Below are 17,095 nucleotides of genomic sequence, written 5' to 3'. Positions count from 1 at the left end.
GGATAGCAATGAGCCTGTGAACAAGAGCGTTAATAAGAGAATAAGTAAGTTAATAAAAGAGGTATATAGTGGTAGAATTAGATCAGTTTAAATATAGGATTTCAGGGTATGATGCACAGATTGAGAATATAAAACAGTCGCTCGACCTTGACAGTAAGAAGAAAAGAATAGAAGAACTGGAAGCAGATATGGAAGCACCCGGATTTTGGGACGATCCAGATAAATCCAATAAGGCTATGAAAGAGCTTAAGACTTTAAAGGACTCATTTGAAGGTTATAACAGCTTAAAGTCAGGGCTTGAGGATATTAATACACTTATTGAGATGGCAGATGAAATGCAGGACGACTCATTAATTTCTGAGATAGAAGATGAGATAACTGTATTCGAGGAGAAAATGGACTCAATAAGGACAGAGACACTTCTTTCAGGAGAATATGATAAATGTAATGCAATACTTACATTACATGCCGGAGCAGGCGGAACAGAGAGCTGTGACTGGTGTCAGATGCTTTTTAGAATGTATACGCGATGGGCAGAAAAGCACGGCTATTCAACGCAGACAATTGATTATCTTGAAGGCGATGAGGCTGGAATAAAGTCTGTTACTATAGAGATTTCAGGAGATAATGCATATGGACATCTTAAGTCAGAACATGGGGTTCACAGGCTTGTAAGAATATCTCCATTTAATGCGGCCGGAAAGAGACAGACATCTTTCGTATCGTGTGATGTAATGCCTGATATAGATGAGGATATTGATATACAGATTAATGATGATGATTTAAGAATTGATACATATCGTTCAAGTGGAGCGGGTGGACAGCATATCAACAAGACATCATCAGCAATCAGAATTACACATCTTCCAACAGGAATAGTTGTACAGTGCCAGAATGAGAGATCACAGCACCAGAATAAAGATAAGGCAATGCAGATGTTAAAGGCAAAGCTTTATATGATGAAGCAGGAAGAAAATGCACAGAAGTCATCAGATATAAGAGGTGATGTTAAAGATATTAATTTTGGCAATCAGATAAGAAGTTATGTATTACAGCCATACACAATGGTAAAAGATCATAGAACTAATAAAGATATTGGTAATGCAGCAAGTGTGTTAGATGGCAATATAGATCCATTTATTAACGCATATCTTAACTGGATATCGACAGGAAAGAAAGCTGATGAAGAATAATGAGATAATTAATTTATAATAACTATAAAATGCAGTGGCATTAAGAAAGGAGTAATTATGGCAGATTATATCAGACCGGTAGTATTTACACTTGGAGGTCAGAAGTTTGGAGTGGATATTAACCTCGTTCAGTCAATTGAAAGACAGGTAGATGTTGTTCCAGTTCCTAATGCTATGAAGTACATAAGTGGAATTGTTAATCTTAGAGGAGAAGTAATACCAGTAATGAGTCTTAAGAAGAAGTTCTCTATGGATGATACCGCTGAATCTAAGGGTAATAATACAGTTATCGTTAATCTTCCGGATATGAAGATAGCACTTGAGGTTGATGAGGTTCTTGAAATTGGTGAACTTAACGCAGAGAAGATTGTTGATATGCCAAGACTTGCTAAGAATGAGGAAACAGAATACCTTGACAGAGTTGCAAGTGTAGATGGTGATTTAGTTATTCTTCTTGATATTAACAAGATATTATCAGAGGATGAAGCACAGGGCGTTAGGGAATTTGCTGAACAGATGAGCAGGAACGACTAATACAGTAACTGTTAATTAAGTGTATAGCGAGAAGGAGTGTATATGGGTAATAGCAATGTATTTAAAAGAAATGCAGGTATTCTTATGGCAATCAGTTCGCTTCCATCACCTTATGGAATAGGAACATTAGGAAAAGATGCCTATGAGTTTGTGGATTTTGTAAGGGACAGCAATCATAAATACTGGCAGGTACTTCCGGTAGGACCAACAACATACGGTGACAGTCCTTATCAGCCATATTCGGCGTTTGCGGGTAATCCTTATTTTGTCGATCTGGATATGCTGATAGAAGAAGGACTTCTTCTTAAATCAGAGGTTATAGCAGTTGACTGGGGAGATGGAATAATACCGGTTGAGGTGTCAGAAGATGATGCGGTCAATAACCGATATCCAGTCAACCATGACGGCTATCTTGGTGATGACCGATATGTAAGTTATGAGAAAATGTATAATGAAAGATTTAATGTACTTAGAAAAGCATATGAGCGTTTTAAGGGAAAATGTGTTTCAGCAAAGCTTACCCTTGATAAGGGACTTCCACTTTACAAGCGTTTTGATAATTTTGTTAAGGATAATGCATATTGGCTTAAGGATTACGCAATGTTTATGTCTTTGAAAGAGTATTTTAACCAGAAAGCATGGGGAGAATGGGACAGGGATATTAAGTTCAGAGAACCAGAGGCTATGCAAAGATATGAGGACGAACTTTCTGATGATATAGGATTTTGGAATTTTATCCAGTATGAGTTCTATACACAGTGGGGTAAGTTAAAGGCATATGCTAATTCTAACGGAATTGAGATAATTGGTGATATACCTATATATATGGGCTACGACAGTGTTGATGTATGGGCCAATCAGGCAGAATTCCAACTTGATGAGAATCTCACACCGGTAAAGGTAGCAGGAGTTCCACCAGATGCATTTTCAGATATGGGTCAGAAGTGGGGCAATCCATTATATGACTGGGCTAAGATGGAGAACAGTGATTTTGGATGGTGGAGAATGAGAATGGCTAATTCTGCACGCCTGTATGATATTATAAGAATAGACCATTTTCTTGGTATTATTAAATATTATACTATTCCATATGAAATGCCTGATGCAAGACAGGGCTCATATGAGCAGGGACCAGGGCAGAAGCTTCTTGATGCTATTAATGAATCAATCGGCGATAAGAAGATAATAGCAGAGGATCTTGGAGTATGTATGCCGGAGGTTGACCAGATATTAAAGGATAATAATTATCCGGGAATGAAGGTGCTTGAATTCGCATTTGGTGGCGACAGAAAGAATCCACATCTTCCATATAATTACACTAATAATTGTGTATGCTACGGTGGAACACACGACAATGAAACACTTCTTGGATTTTTTAATGACAGAAATGATGGCGAGTTAGGTTATGCATTTGATTATCTTGATACAAGGGATAAGTACAGAATGGTAGATATGGTGTTCAGAGCTGCATATTCAAGTGTTGCTGTGCTTACAATATTTGCTGTTCAAGATATATTAAAGCTTGATAATTCAGCAAGAATGAACTTCCCATCAAGCTTTGGTAATAACTGGAAATGGCGTATGCAGAAAGGGCAGCTTAACTGGGATCATCTTAATGCAATGAGATATCTGGCAAGTGTATTCGACAGAGAAAGAAAATGATGTGGTACTAAGGTACTATTTACAATTAAAAGTAAAATGTATATAGTCTACTTCATAAGTTAATATTTTAGCAAAGCAGTTGAAAAGCTGTGACGCAAAGCCAAAGGGTCCTCACCTTTATAGCAGTATTTATATGGCAGCCTGGTAACACCAGCAGGAATATTAATATTGCTTATGTTAAGGAAAGACAGCCGGTTGCACTGTTTATTCATTGAGTTATTATAATGGTTTAATTAACATTTGCCTGTAATATTATTAGCGTGGCTGATGTTAGTAAGGTCTGTTTGATATATTATGAAGTATACATTTAAAGCATCCGGTAACGGGTGCTTTTTGTTTTGCGTTTAATATCTGGTAAAGATGATGCATAAGCATTATTTTTATATACTAACCCTCGCATTCCTCTCCCGTTGTGCGAGGGTTATTTTTATTGTAACAGGAAATTCTTATAGAATTTCCTGTTACAATAAAGGCACTATGTGCTGGTGATGCACACTCGCGTGAAGATGCAATTTGGCGCAAGCGACCACGCTCGGCGCGGGAATGTGCAAAGCACATTCTTTTTTGTAATAGAAAATCTCTTGCAATTAAGTGTAATTTATGATACCATTCTTTGTGCGTAGCACAATTGTCTTTCTGAGATGAACAATTTGCTGCAGCAGGACTATATATATAAGGAGAAGTATGAAAGAGAATATTAAGTATTATGTTGTTAAGCAGAAAGCTCTTCCAGAGGTACTGTTGAAGGTAGCAGAAGCTAACAGACTTATAGAAAATCAGAATATCTCCATAGCAGATGCGACAGAAAAAGTGGGAATAAGCAGAAGCTCTTATTATAAGTATAAAGATGATATATTTCCATTCAGGGACAATTCTAAAGGTAAGACAATAACATTTGTATTATCAATGGAAGATGAACCGGGGCTTTTATCAGTTGTGCTTAAGAAAGTTGCAGAATTTAAGGCAAATATACTTACAATTCACCAGACGATTCCTGTTAATGGCATTGCTTCTCTTACGCTTAGTGTTGAGATACTTCCAACGACAGGTGATGCTTCTATGATGATAGAAGAGATTGAACAGCTTAACGGAGTAAGATATTTAAAGATATTAAGCAGTGATGCGTCACTTTAATATATTGGTGGGGAACTGATATATTAGTGAACATATTAGTTTCTTGAACCTGCATAATGAAGAACAATAAGATTAAATGGAGGATAATATGGCGAAGATAGCAGTTTTAGGTTATGGTACTGTTGGATCAGGTGTTGTAGAGATACTTGATGCGAACGCAGAGTCGATATCAAAAAAGGCAGGCCAGCCTATTGAGGTAAAGAGTGTATTAGATTTAAGAGATTTCCCTGGTGATCCAATTCAGGAAAAGATTGTACACGATATAGACCTTGTTATTAATGATGATGAGATAGATGTAGTAGTAGAAGTTATGGGTGGTGTTGAACCGGCATTTACATTTGTTAAGAGAGCACTTGAAGCTGGGAAGAGTGTCTGTACATCTAACAAGGCGCTTGTTGCGGCACACGGAGCAGAGCTTCTTGCTATGGCTAAGGAACGCAGCCTTAACTTTATGTTCGAGGCATCAGTAGGCGGTGGAATTCCTATTATCAGACCACTTAATCAGGCACTTACAGCAGATGAGATAACTAAGATTACAGGTATTATGAATGGAACAACTAATTACATTCTTACAAAGATGAGTAATGATGGAAGTTCTTATGAAGAAGTGTTAAAGGAAGCACAGGCATTAGGTTATGCTGAAAGAAATCCGGAGGCAGACGTTGAAGGATATGATGCCTGTAGAAAGATAGCTATTCTTACTTCTTTAGCAGATGGCAGGACGGTTAATTTTGAGGAGATAACAACAGAGGGAATTACTAAGATTTCCAATGAAGATTTTGCATATGCCAGAAAACTTAATAGCGTTATAAAGCTTTTGGCAACAAGTTACAGAAAAGACGGAAAGGTATATGCTATTACAGCACCATTCCTTATTGATACAACACATCCGCTCTACAATGTAAATGGAGTTCTTAACGGAATATATGTTAATGGTAATATGGTAGGCGATGTTATGTTCTTTGGTGCTGGTGCAGGAAAGCTTCCAACAGCAAGTGCTGTAGTTGGAGATATAATAGATTGTGTTAAACATAAGGGAACTAATGTCTGTGTAATCTGGGATGATGAAAAGCTCGAACTTGCACCTACCAGAGATGAAGTCAGAAGCTTCTTTGTAAGAGTTAAAGGTAATGCTTCTGATACAGCTATGGTTAAAGAACAGTTCGGTGATGTAGAGATTATCACAGTTGATGGTCTTGATAATGAATTCGGCTTTATAACCGACAAGATGACAGAAGAAGCATTTGATAAAGCAGCAGCTAATGTAGATATGATTTCAAGAATAAGAATAGACGATACAAAGCTTCAGTGATATCAATGGGTGTTAATATAGTCAGATGATAGATATATGAAAGTGCTGAATATATAAGAGTGCTAAAAGTATGAGAGTGCTGAATATATAAGAATGCCGAGATATTTAGAGTATAAATACTAAACAATTAAGATATAATTATAAGGGAGAATTAGTAATGGTTAAAGTAGTTAAATTCGGTGGAAGTTCACTTGCAAGTGCAGATCAGTTTAAGAAGGTTGGTAACATAATAAGAGCTGAGGAAAGCAGAAGATATGTAGTTCCATCTGCACCAGGAAAGAGATTTTCAGAGGACACCAAAGTAACAGATATGCTCTATAAGTGTTATGCAGAGGCAGAAGCTGGAAAGAATTTTGACAAGCAGTTAAAGGCTATTGAAGAAAGATACAATGAGATTATTAAAGGACTTGGCTTAAAACTTTCATTAAAGGAACAGTTTGAAACTATCAAGAAGAACTTTGAAAGTAAGGCGGGCAAGGACTATGCGGCTTCAAGGGGTGAATACCTCAATGGTATAATAATGGCTAATTATCTTGGTTATGAGTTTATAGATGCAGCAAGTGTTATCTGCTTTGACCCAGAAGGAGAATTTGATGGTGAGAAGACTAACAAAGTTATGGCTGACAGATTAGCTAATGTTGAGAAAGCTGTAATTCCAGGCTTCTATGGTGCTATGCCTAACGGAGAAGTTAAGACATTCTCAAGAGGTGGTTCAGATGTTACAGGTTCTATTGTTGCAAGGGCAATAAAGGCTGATGTATACGAGAACTGGACAGATGTATCAGGATTTCTTGCAGCAGACCCAAGAATAGTGGACAATCCAAGATCAATTGAAGTTATTACATACAAGGAATTAAGAGAACTTTCTTATATGGGTGCTACAGTTCTTCACGAATCAGCAATATTCCCGGTAAGAAAGGAAGGAATTCCAATCAATATCCGTAATACTAATGCACCACAGGATAAGGGTACAATGATTGTTGAGACAACTTGTAACAAGCCAGACTGCATAATTACAGGTATTGCAGGTAAGAAAGGTTTTGTATCAATCACAATTGATAAGGATATGATGAACTCGGAGATAGGATTTGGACGTAAGGTGCTTCAGGTGTTCGAGGACAATGGAATATCATTTGAGCATATGCCATCAGGAATTGATACAATGACTGTATTTGTACATCAGGATGAATTTGTTGAGAAGGAACAGAAGGTTCTTGCACAGCTACACAGAGCAGTTAATCCAGATAGCATTGAACTTGAATCAGATCTTTCGCTTATTGCTGTTGTTGGACGTGGTATGAGAAATAACTCAGGTCTTGCAGCTAATATATTCTCGGCTCTTGCAAAGGCAAAGATTAACATTAAGATGATTGATCAGGGCTCTAGTGAACTTAATATTATTATTGGTGTAAGAAACAGATACTTTGAAGATGCTATTAAGACTATTTATGATGTATTTGTTCCTAATAACAAATAATAAAAAAACATAATATAAGGGGGTTTTACATATGAAGGAAGCAAAGAATGAATTAATGCAGTTTGTTGCAGGCATAATAATGCTTGTTGTAGGCTTGTATATATTCTCTCAGAAGGTAATTGTATTTTCAGGCTTTTTCTCATTCGGTGGAGGAAGATTTTCTTCCGGTTTAATAGTTGTGCCATTGATAATAGGCATAGTATGGATGTTTGTCAGCGGTGCGAATTTCGCCTCAAAGGTATTTACAGTATTAGCGGCGATTATAATAATTGCATCAGTTGTTATGACAACTAATATACATTTAAGTGCAATGACACTCTATGACTGGATACTTATACTTGTTCTTATATTCGGCGGTGCCGGACTTGTTGGAAAAGTGCTTTTTGCTGGCAATTTCTCAGATGACAAAGGCAGAAAAGGCGGAAATAAGAAAGCTGATGATGTTTCATCAAGCGTAAAGAATATTGATGATGAGCTTGAGCAGTTAAAAAAGAACATAAAGTAAATACAGGCTCACAACCAATATTGGTGGAATGATAAATATTTATTAAGGGATAATATATTCACAATAAAAAATGCCTCAAACGGCATAAAACAGCACCATATAAGCTGTATCTTAAATCATACTGTATACATGGTATAATAAGATATTGCTTATATGGTGCTTTTTCATTTAAGGCTTACAATTTAATGTGGCTTGATAATAGATTGCTCAATTGGTATAATTAATCGTTAGATAATTATTATAAATATATAGTTGAATGGAGTTTAATAATGGATATTATTAAGAAAATTGCGGAAGAACTTGAAGTTAAGACATCACAGGTAGATGCAGCAGTCAAGCTTATTGATGAGGGCTGCACAATACCATTTATTGCAAGATACCGAAAGGAAGTTACGGGTGCATTGAACGATGAACAGCTCCGTGCTCTTGATGACAGACTTAAATATCTTCGTAATCTTGAGGATAGAAAGACACAGGTTATAGCAAGTATAGAGGAGCAAGGAAAGCTCACGGAGGAGTTAAAGGAACAGATTATAAAGGCTGAAACTATGGTTTTAGTCGAGGATTTATATAGACCATATAAGCAGAAGAGAAGAACAAGAGCAACTATTGCCAAGGAAAAAAGTCTTGAGCCATTAGCAGCTTATATTAAAGAACAGAATGCTGTTAAAGATATATTAACAGAAGCTGCTAAGTATATATCTGATGAAGAAGGTAAGGAAGTAAATTCGGCAGATGAAGCTGTTGCAGGAGCACTTGATATAATTGCAGAGCAGATATCAGATGTCGCTGATTACAGGACATATATAAGAGATATAACATTTAAAGAGGGCAAGCTTGTAGTAACTGCCAAGGACGAAAATGCAGACTCGGTATATGAGAATTACTATGATTACAATGAAGCTATAGCCTCTATTCCAGGACACAGAATACTTGCTATCAACAGAGGAGAGAGCGAGAAGTTCTTAACAGTAAAGGTCGAAGCACCTAAGGACAGAATATTAAGATATCTTGCCAAGCAGGAGATAACAGCAGATAATGAATTTACAACACCATATCTTACAGCATGTATAGAAGACTCTTACGACAGACTTATTGCACCAGCAATAGAAAGAGAGATAAGAAGCACATTGACAGATAATGCACAGGACGGGGCTATCAAGGTGTTCGGAAAGAACTTAGAGCAGCTTTTATTGCAGCCACCAATAGCAGGCAGGGTTGTGTTAGGCTGGGATCCGGGCTTTAGAAATGGCTGTAAACTTGCTATAGTTGATGCCACAGGAAAGGTGCTTGCAACTAAGGTTGTATATCCAACAGAGCCATTTAACAAGGTTGAGGAGACTAAGAAAATAGTAGCAGACCTTATTAAGAAATATGGTGTTACACTTATATCTTGTGGAAATGGTACTGCTTCAAGAGAGTCAGAACAGATAATCTCAGATATGATAAAGGAATATAATCTTGCAGGCGTAGATTATGTTATAACTAATGAGGCAGGAGCATCTGTATATTCGGCAAGTAAGCTTGCTACAGAAGAATTCCCTGACTTTGATGTGAACCAAAGAAGTGCCGTATCAATAGCAAGAAGAGTGCAGGATCCACTTGCAGAGCTTGTTAAAATTGATCCTAAATCAATAGGTGTAGGACAGTATCAGCACGATATGAACCAGAAGAAGTTAAGTGAGACGCTTGGCGGAGTAGTTGAAGACAGCGTTAATAAGGTTGGTGTAGATCTTAATACAGCTTCAGCTTCACTTCTTGAATACATTTCTGGAATATCTAAGTCAGTTGCCAAGAACATAATTGATTACAGGGAAACTAACGGAAGATTCACTAACAGAAAGCAACTTTTAAAGGTTGCCAAGTTAGGACCTAAGGCATTTGAACAGTGTGCAGGATTTATGAGAATAACAGGCGGTGATAATCCTCTTGATGCAACAAGCGTTCACCCAGAAAGCTATGAAGCTGCTGCTAAGCTTTTAAAGGTTATGGGCTATGATATTAACCAGATAAGCTCAGGAGAACTTATCGGTCTTAAATCAAGAATTGAAGATATGAGTAAGCTTGCAGATGAACTTGGAATAGGAACTATGACATTAGAGGATATCGTTAAAGAGCTTGAAAAGCCGGGAAGAGATCCAAGAGATGAAATGCCAAAGCCAATACTTAGAAAAGATGTTCTTGATATGAAAGATCTTACACCGGGTATGATACTTAAAGGTACAGTAAGAAATGTTATAGATTTCGGTGCATTTGTCGATATCGGAGTACATCAGGACGGACTTGTACATATTTCACAGATGAGCGCAGAAAGAAGAGTTGAACACCCTCTTGATATTGTGAGCGTTGGAGATATTGTAGATGTCAGGGTTATAGATGTTGATACTAACAAGGGCAGAATATCATTATCTATGATTTTAGATGAAAAGGAAGCTGCTAATAGAAGCTATAAGAACAATTCAGACAAGAATGGCGACAGGAAGAATAATAAGAATAATGGCAGCAGGAATAATAAAAATAATGCTGGCAGAAAGTCATCTAAACAGCAAGGGCTTAATTTAAGAGGCCTTGAGAAGTTTATGCACTAATTATCCTGCACTGACAGCAAAGAAAGTATACAGAAAGCCGTAAACAGGCTTATAGGCAGGTTGAAATTTAAGATGATTGGAATGCGTTTTGTTAAGGAGAAGGTGTATGGCTGATAATATTATGAATGATAATGCAAAAGATAATAATGCAGACAATAATGTAATAGAATTTGACAGCAAGGTCACAGAAAAGGATTTACTTAGATTTAAGTTTTATCATAAGTATCACACAATATCAGGTATGGCAGAGATAATGCTGGCCCTGATAATGATAGTTCTCTGTGTTATATCAATAGGCAGGGTTAACGCTTCATATTCACTTATGGTAGGTGTGTTTGGTGTATTCTTTCTTGTGTTCCCATCGGTTGATATGAAGCACAGGGCTAAAAGACAGATGGAAAAGGTTGTTACATTTAAGGAGCAGGTGCATTATAGAATAGATAATAAAGGCATAACTGTGAGTCTTAATGATGTAACAGAAACACTTGGCTGGGACAAGATTTACAAGATTAAATTTGATGGTGCTAATATCGATGTTTATATGACAACAGTCAATGCCAATATTATTCCTGTAAGGGATTTTAACGGCAGGGCAGATGAGTTTATAAGAATGGCACAGCAGCATCTGAAGCCATTCCAGATAAAAGTTGATGTTAAGAAAATGAATAAAGCAGCATAAAAGGAATTAAATATGATAATAGAGACATTTGATTCAAAGCAGACATATGAACTTGGCTATAAGCTTGGCTGTGAGGCAAAGGCAGGAGATATATATTGCCTTGACGGCGAGCTTGGAGTTGGTAAGACAGTATTTACACAAGGCTTTGCCAAGGGCCTTGGAATAGAAGAACCTATTAATAGTCCGACTTTCACAATAGTACAGGAATATACACAAGGACGTATTCCATTATACCATTTTGATGTATACAGAATAAGTGATGTGTCAGAAATGGACGAAATAGGATATGAAGAATACTTTTACTCAGACGGAGTGTGCCTTGTTGAATGGGGAAAGCTTATAGATGAGCTGTTTCCGGACAATACAACATATATCTCAATAAGTAAAGATTTATCAAAAGGTTTTGATTACAGAAAGGTAGAAGTAGCCACTAAAGAAATGGAGGATTAGTATGAAGGTTTTGGCAATTGAAAGTTCTGCTGTAACAGCTTCTGTTGCAATTATGACGGAAGATACGCTTATAGCAGAATATACAATTAATTATAAAAAGACACATTCCCAGACATTGCTTCCTATGATAGATGAAATATGCCGTATGACAGAAAATAATGCGGCGGACTGCGATATAATTGCAGTATCCAATGGTCCGGGTTCATTTACGGGTTTAAGAATTGGTGCGGCGACAGGGAAGGGTCTTGCACTTGCACTTGATAAACCAATGGTGGCAGTTCCTACGCTTGAAGCTATGGCATACAACTTTTATGGTGATGACAGGATTATATGTCCTGTTATGGATGCAAGAAGGGCACATCTGTATAGTGGTCTTTACCGTTTTGAGAATGGAAAGCTTATAACTGTCCACGAACAGTGCCTTATATCATATGGAGAGCTTGCAGGAATCCTTAATGAAGTAAAGGAAAAGGTTGTGTTCGTTGGAGATGGAATAGCGGCAGCTAAGGACTATTTTAAGGATAATCTTACCTGCAATTACACATTCAGCCCAGCCGGTTTAAGGACACAGAGGGCTTCATCGGTTGCCCTTGCAGCTATTGATATGGCTAATGAGGGAAAGACAATCGGATCAGATATGTTAAAGCCAGATTATCTTCGTCCATCACAGGCTGAAAGAGAACATAGTGGGAAGAGGGCATAATTATGGAATATCATATAAGACCAATGGAAGACAGAGATATTTCAACAGTTGAACAGATAGAAAAAAGTATATTTTCCCTTCCGTGGTCGGCTAAATCCTTTGCAGATGCAGCTAATACACCAGAAAATGTATATCTTGTATGTGAGTGTACAGGAGAGATAGCAGGTTACTGTGGTATGTGGACTGTGTTAGGAGAGGGCAACATAACCAATATTGCGGTTTCTCCTTCATATAGAAGAAGTGGTGTTGCAGAAGCACTTCTTAAGGAGCTTGAAAGACGGGCAAGATTAAAAGATGTGACTATATTCTTTCTTGAAGTAAGACAGAGCAATGAAGCAGCCAAGAGGCTTTATGAGAAATTAGGTTATTCTCCAATTGGTGTAAGAAAGAGATTTTATGAAAAGCCGGTTGAAGATGCAATAGTTATGTCCAAATCATAATATTATTAACAAGATGGAAGGAGACGATATGTTAGATGTATGTTTATTAGGAACAAGCGGAATGCTTCCTTTGCCTGGAAGATGGCTTACATCTTTAATGACACGCTATAACGGCAGCAGTCTTTTAATAGACTGTGGTGAGGGAACACAGATAGCTATCAAAGAAAAAGGATGGAGCTATAATCCGATAGATGTTATATGCTTTACACATTACCACGCTGACCATATAAGCGGACTTCCGGGTCTGCTGCTTACAATAGGCAATTCTGACAGGAAAGAGCCATTGACGCTTGTAGGTCCTAAGGGACTTAACAGAGTAGTGTCAGCATTGAGAGTTATTGCACCGGAGCTTCCATTTGAAATAAAGACGATAGAACTGACAGGGCAGCAGGAACATTTATCAGTCAAGGGCTATGAGATTGATGCATTCCGTGTAAACCACGCAGTTACCTGTTATGGATACTCAATTAATATTCCGAGAATAGGCAAATTCAATGCTGATAAGGCGAAAGAGCTGGGTATTCCGTGCAGGGTCTGGAATAAGTTACAGCATGGTGAAGAAGTTACTATGGAAGGAGTTACATATACTCCGGATATGGTTATGGGAGCACCAAGAAAGGGTATTAAGCTTACTTACTGTACTGATACAAGACCTGTGCAGTCAATAGTGGATAATGCAGCAGGTTCAGATTTATTCATATGTGAAGGTATGTATGGAGAAAAAGATAAAGAGGCAAAGGCTAGGGAATATAAGCATATGACATTTTATGAGGCGGCAGATATAGCAAGGAAAGCAGAAGTTAAGGAAATGTGGCTTACACACTATAGTCCATCGCTTGTCCGTCCGTCAGATTATGTAAAGAATATCAAGTCTGTATATTCAAATGTATGTGCGGCTAAAGATGGACAGAGCGTGACACTTACGTTTGAAGATGAGGAGTAGCCTATGAAAAAACATTTAAGATGGATAATTGCGATTATTGTATTAGCGGTTATGGGTGTTGCGTACTATTATTATCTTGCCAATAAACCAGCAGATAAGGATGCAACAGAGTCTGTTGCAGATAGTAATAGTGAGTTGTCATATCTTGTATCCAGAAATATTGAAGATAACTATCCAGAGTCAGTAAGAGATGTTGTAAAATTGTATGCAAGAATAACAAAAGCTTATTATGAGTCTGATGTGTCAGAAGAGAATATAGAAAAGCTTGGCAGACAGGCACGCATATTATTTGATGACGAATTAAAGAATACCCAGACAGAAGATGAATTTTTAAGTGCTTTAAAAGAAGATATAAGCATTTACAGAAATAATAATGCCAAAATAAGCAGTTTTAATATACAGACGGCTAATAATACCAGATATACCAAATTTAACAACAGAGAGTATGCTTCTATAGAGCTTGTATACTATATTCGTGAAGGCACACAGCTAAGAACATCAGGCACTAAATTCACGCTTAGAAGAGATAACTCAGGTAAATGGAAGATACTTTACTGGGAATTAGTGGACTCAGTGGATTTAAGCTGATTTGAGTCAGGTTTTAATGGATTAAGCTTGAAATTAATAAATTAGGTATAATCTTAATGGATTGAGTATGATTTTAATATATTTAAGTTCAATTTTAATGGTTATAAGCAGAATTTTGGACGATTCAATTATTGATTAATCAATATATAGAAGGTATTTTTGGGCAGATGAGAGGTAATTCAATGAAAAATGAGAAAGATGTACTGATACTGGCAATAGAGAGTTCTTGTGATGAAACTGCAGCTGCAGTAGTAAAGAACGGAAGAACAGTATTATCAAATGTAATAAATACTCAGATAGCAATTCATACTGAATATGGTGGAGTTGTGCCTGAAATAGCATCAAGAAAGCATATAGAGAATATTAATCCGGTAATACGAGAAGCTCTTAAAGAAGCAGATGTTACATTAGATGACATAACAGCTATAGGAGTAACATATGGACCAGGGCTTGTTGGTGCTTTACTTGTAGGTGTGGCAGAAGCTAAAGCTATAGCATTTGCAACAGACAAGCCATTGGTAGGAGTTCATCATATAGAAGGACATATTGCGGCTAATTATATAGAGAATAAAGAGCTTAAACCACCATTTGTTGCACTTGTAGTATCAGGCGGACATACACATCTTGTAAAGGTTGTTGATTATGGCAGATACGAGATAATAGGAAGAACAAGAGATGATGCGGCAGGAGAAGCATTTGACAAGGTTGCAAGAGCAATAGGGCTTGGCTATCCTGGCGGACCAAAGATTGATAAAATAGCTAAAGAGGGCAATCCTGATGCTATAGTATTCCCAAGAGCACATGTTGATGATGCACCATATGATTTTTCGTTCAGTGGAATTAAATCGTCAGTGTTAAATTACATTAATTCAGCGGAGATGAAAGGTGAGACAATTAACAGGGCAGATGTGGCGGCTTCATTCCAGAAAGCTGTTGTAGAAGCACTTGTAACAAGAGCAATCAGTCTTGCTAAAGAAACAGGAATGAACCAGCTTGCAGTAGCAGGAGGAGTTGCATCTAATTCTGCACTTAGAAAAGCATTATCAGAAGAGTGTGATAAGAACAATATCAGGTTCTATTCACCATCACCAATATTATGTACGGATAACGCAGCTATGATTGGCTGCGCAGCTTATTATGAGTATATGGCAGGTACAAGACATGGATATGACCTTAATGCAGTACCTAACCTTAAATTAGGAGAACGAATATGAATTACGCTATAGTTCTTGCCGGTGGTAAGGGGACCAGGATGAATAGTGAGATACCAAAGCAGTTCCTTGTGGTTGGTGGAAAGCCTTTGATAAGCTACAGCCTTGATGTATTTGAGAAAAGTCCGTTTATAGATGCTATAATAATTGTCACATCCCAAGACTATACTGGTTATATGAAAGCCCTTGTTAAAGAAAATGGCTATAAAAAGATAGCAGGTATAGCCTTGGGCGGCAAAGAACGCTACGACTCTGTACATTCAGGACTTGAGCTTATACAAACACTGATGAGCAGTGGGGCTGGGCAGTTATCAAGGGATGAAGAATGGTTATCAGGCGAGGACTATATATTTATCCACGATGGGGCAAGACCCTGCGTAACTGCACAGATAATATATAATTGTATGCAGGATGTAATGGAATATAAAGCGTGTGTGGCAGCAGTACCGGTAAAAGATACAATAAAGGTGGCTGATAAAGCTGGAATGTCTGTTAATACACCAGATAGGAGCACACTGTGGCAGATACAGACACCACAGGTGTTTGAAGCTGGTCTTATAAAAGAAGCATACGAAAGGCTGTATAATGATACGACAGCAGGCAACATAACAGATGATGCTATGGTTGTGGAGCACTATATGGATAGGACTGTGAAAATGACAATGGCAGACTATAAGAATATAAAAGTAACAACGCCAGAAGATATGGACATAGCAAGGATATTTTTAAAGGCATAGGCAAATTACCTGTGCCAGACAATATGTAGTGATATGGTAATATGTAGTGGTATAGTATTATGTATTGATTATTATGTGTTATATATTAATTATAATATATAGATTTATATTGTTTCACCAGCCTGCCTTCAGGATTTGTCTTAAGGTGTTTAGCAGATATATAGATTTATATTATTTTTATCAGTCTTTTTGCATTGGTATCTCTGAAAACAGATTGGAAAGCTGAAATGGAAATATTGGTCTGAAACCCAGTGAAATAGCCACTTTTGAAGCTTGTAAAATGGTATTGAAGATGAAAAACATAAAAAAGTTTAAAAAAGTTTGAAAAATGTGTTGACAAAACATAATACGAATGATAATATAACTAAGTCGTCAGCGAGACGAACAAAACACAGATGAATATGTGGAATATGGAGAGGTACCGAAGTGGTCATAACGGGGCGGTCTTGAAAACCGTTTGTCTTCACGGGCGCATGGGTTCGAATCCCATCCTCTCCGCTGAAAACCATCTATCATAACTTAGATGGTTTTTTTATGCCAAAGCTTGCAGGTAACTGCTAGTGATGGAACGGATAACATAATTGATTATATATTGAAGGCATCTGATACAATGTGAGTACACATTAGTACAATACCAACAATATAGAAACTAAAGTTAAAAAGTTTAAAAAACTTGTTGACAAACATCAAACAAAATGTTATTCTATTATAGCTGTCAGCGAGAAACGCTGGTTGCTAACAGATGAGAAGCAAACGCTTCTTGATAATGAACTTTGATAACTGAACAGAAAGACAACCTTGAAAATTCTTTTTAGAATTTCGAGATGAGTACAATAATTCATTGGAATTAAGTATACATCTTTTGTGAACATCATTCAAGCAATTGAATGAATCCTTAAACACAGTATAAGGAAACTATTAAAGCTAGTTAGTTTAAGA

At 37.2% G+C, this 17,095-nt stretch carries 16 protein-coding genes, 1 tRNA gene and 1 riboswitch; all 17 genes read left to right on the top strand.

Annotated features, from left to right (window positions below; all coding sequences use genetic code 11):
* The first annotated feature begins 68 nt into the window (after window positions 1-68).
* The 17 genes from prfB (at window position 69) to C7390_RS10445 (ending at window position 16,654) form a co-directional block, all read left to right on the top strand.
* Complete coding sequence (gene prfB / locus C7390_RS10525) at window positions 69-1,193, top strand: peptide chain release factor 2 (protein ID WP_022503048.1); 1,125 nt, start codon at window positions 69-71, stop codon at window positions 1,191-1,193.
* Between the two features lie 57 nt (window positions 1,194-1,250).
* The gene (locus C7390_RS10520) at window positions 1,251-1,727 is read left to right on the top strand and encodes a chemotaxis protein CheW (protein ID WP_022503047.1); all 477 of its coding nucleotides are present in this window, start codon (window positions 1,251-1,253) and stop codon (window positions 1,725-1,727) included.
* A gap of 42 nt (window positions 1,728-1,769) precedes the next feature.
* Complete coding sequence (malQ, locus tag C7390_RS10515) at window positions 1,770-3,389, top strand: 4-alpha-glucanotransferase (RefSeq protein WP_116444178.1); 1,620 nt, start codon at window positions 1,770-1,772, stop codon at window positions 3,387-3,389.
* A 59-nt stretch (window positions 3,390-3,448) separates the two neighbouring features.
* Window positions 3,449-3,542: riboswitch (cyclic di-GMP riboswitch) on the top strand.
* A gap of 531 nt (window positions 3,543-4,073) precedes the next feature.
* On the top strand, window positions 4,074-4,523 hold the full coding sequence (locus tag C7390_RS10510; RefSeq protein WP_055177278.1) for an ACT domain-containing protein: 450 nt from the start codon (window positions 4,074-4,076) through the stop codon (window positions 4,521-4,523).
* Between the two features lie 88 nt (window positions 4,524-4,611).
* Window positions 4,612-5,835 carry a homoserine dehydrogenase gene (locus tag C7390_RS10505; RefSeq protein ID WP_055177280.1) on the top strand — a complete coding sequence of 408 codons (1,224 nt, stop codon included), beginning with the start codon at window positions 4,612-4,614 and terminating at the stop codon, window positions 5,833-5,835.
* 157 nt (window positions 5,836-5,992) lie between these two features.
* The gene (locus C7390_RS10500; protein ID WP_055177283.1) at window positions 5,993-7,312 is read left to right on the top strand and encodes an aspartate kinase; all 1,320 of its coding nucleotides are present in this window, start codon (window positions 5,993-5,995) and stop codon (window positions 7,310-7,312) included.
* A 31-nt stretch (window positions 7,313-7,343) separates the two neighbouring features.
* Window positions 7,344-7,817: a hypothetical protein gene (locus C7390_RS10495; protein WP_022503042.1), complete on the top strand. Its 474-nt coding sequence runs from the start codon at window positions 7,344-7,346 to the stop codon at window positions 7,815-7,817.
* A 269-nt stretch (window positions 7,818-8,086) separates the two neighbouring features.
* Entirely contained in the window at window positions 8,087-10,405 is a 2,319-nt protein-coding gene (locus C7390_RS10490; protein WP_116444177.1) for a Tex family protein, read from the top strand.
* Between the two features lie 106 nt (window positions 10,406-10,511).
* Entirely contained in the window at window positions 10,512-11,084 is a 573-nt protein-coding gene (locus C7390_RS10485; protein WP_116444176.1) for a YcxB family protein, read from the top strand.
* Window positions 11,085-11,096: 12 nt separating this feature from the next.
* Complete coding sequence (gene tsaE, locus C7390_RS10480) at window positions 11,097-11,534, top strand: tRNA (adenosine(37)-N6)-threonylcarbamoyltransferase complex ATPase subunit type 1 TsaE (RefSeq protein ID WP_022503039.1); 438 nt, start codon at window positions 11,097-11,099, stop codon at window positions 11,532-11,534.
* Window position 11,535: 1 nt separating this feature from the next.
* Window positions 11,536-12,237: a tRNA (adenosine(37)-N6)-threonylcarbamoyltransferase complex dimerization subunit type 1 TsaB gene (gene tsaB / locus C7390_RS10475; protein WP_022503038.1), complete on the top strand. Its 702-nt coding sequence runs from the start codon at window positions 11,536-11,538 to the stop codon at window positions 12,235-12,237.
* 2 nt (window positions 12,238-12,239) lie between these two features.
* Entirely contained in the window at window positions 12,240-12,677 is a 438-nt protein-coding gene (gene rimI, locus C7390_RS10470; RefSeq protein WP_022503037.1) for a ribosomal protein S18-alanine N-acetyltransferase, read from the top strand.
* A 28-nt stretch (window positions 12,678-12,705) separates the two neighbouring features.
* Complete coding sequence (locus C7390_RS10465) at window positions 12,706-13,620, top strand: ribonuclease Z (protein ID WP_055177292.1); 915 nt, start codon at window positions 12,706-12,708, stop codon at window positions 13,618-13,620.
* Window positions 13,621-13,623: 3 nt separating this feature from the next.
* Window positions 13,624-14,208, top strand: a complete 585-nt coding sequence (locus tag C7390_RS10460; RefSeq protein ID WP_022503035.1) for a DUF6715 family protein — start codon at window positions 13,624-13,626, stop codon at window positions 14,206-14,208.
* 182 nt (window positions 14,209-14,390) lie between these two features.
* The gene (gene tsaD, locus C7390_RS10455; RefSeq protein ID WP_055177302.1) at window positions 14,391-15,422 is read left to right on the top strand and encodes a tRNA (adenosine(37)-N6)-threonylcarbamoyltransferase complex transferase subunit TsaD; all 1,032 of its coding nucleotides are present in this window, start codon (window positions 14,391-14,393) and stop codon (window positions 15,420-15,422) included.
* On the top strand, window positions 15,419-16,156 hold the full coding sequence (gene ispD / locus C7390_RS10450; protein WP_116444175.1) for a 2-C-methyl-D-erythritol 4-phosphate cytidylyltransferase: 738 nt from the start codon (window positions 15,419-15,421) through the stop codon (window positions 16,154-16,156). The genes tsaD and ispD overlap by 4 nt, the downstream gene beginning before the upstream one ends.
* Window positions 16,157-16,568: 412 nt before the next feature.
* Window positions 16,569-16,654, top strand: a tRNA-Ser gene (locus tag C7390_RS10445).
* Window positions 16,655-17,095: the final 441 nt, after the last annotated feature.

This window comes from Bacteroides galacturonicus, assembly GCF_003096855.1.
GTDB classification, from domain to species: domain Bacteria; phylum Bacillota; class Clostridia; order Lachnospirales; family Lachnospiraceae; genus Lachnospira; species Lachnospira rogosae.
The sequence above is the reverse complement of the archived record's forward strand: the minus strand, read 5'-3'. Positions and strand labels throughout refer to the sequence as shown.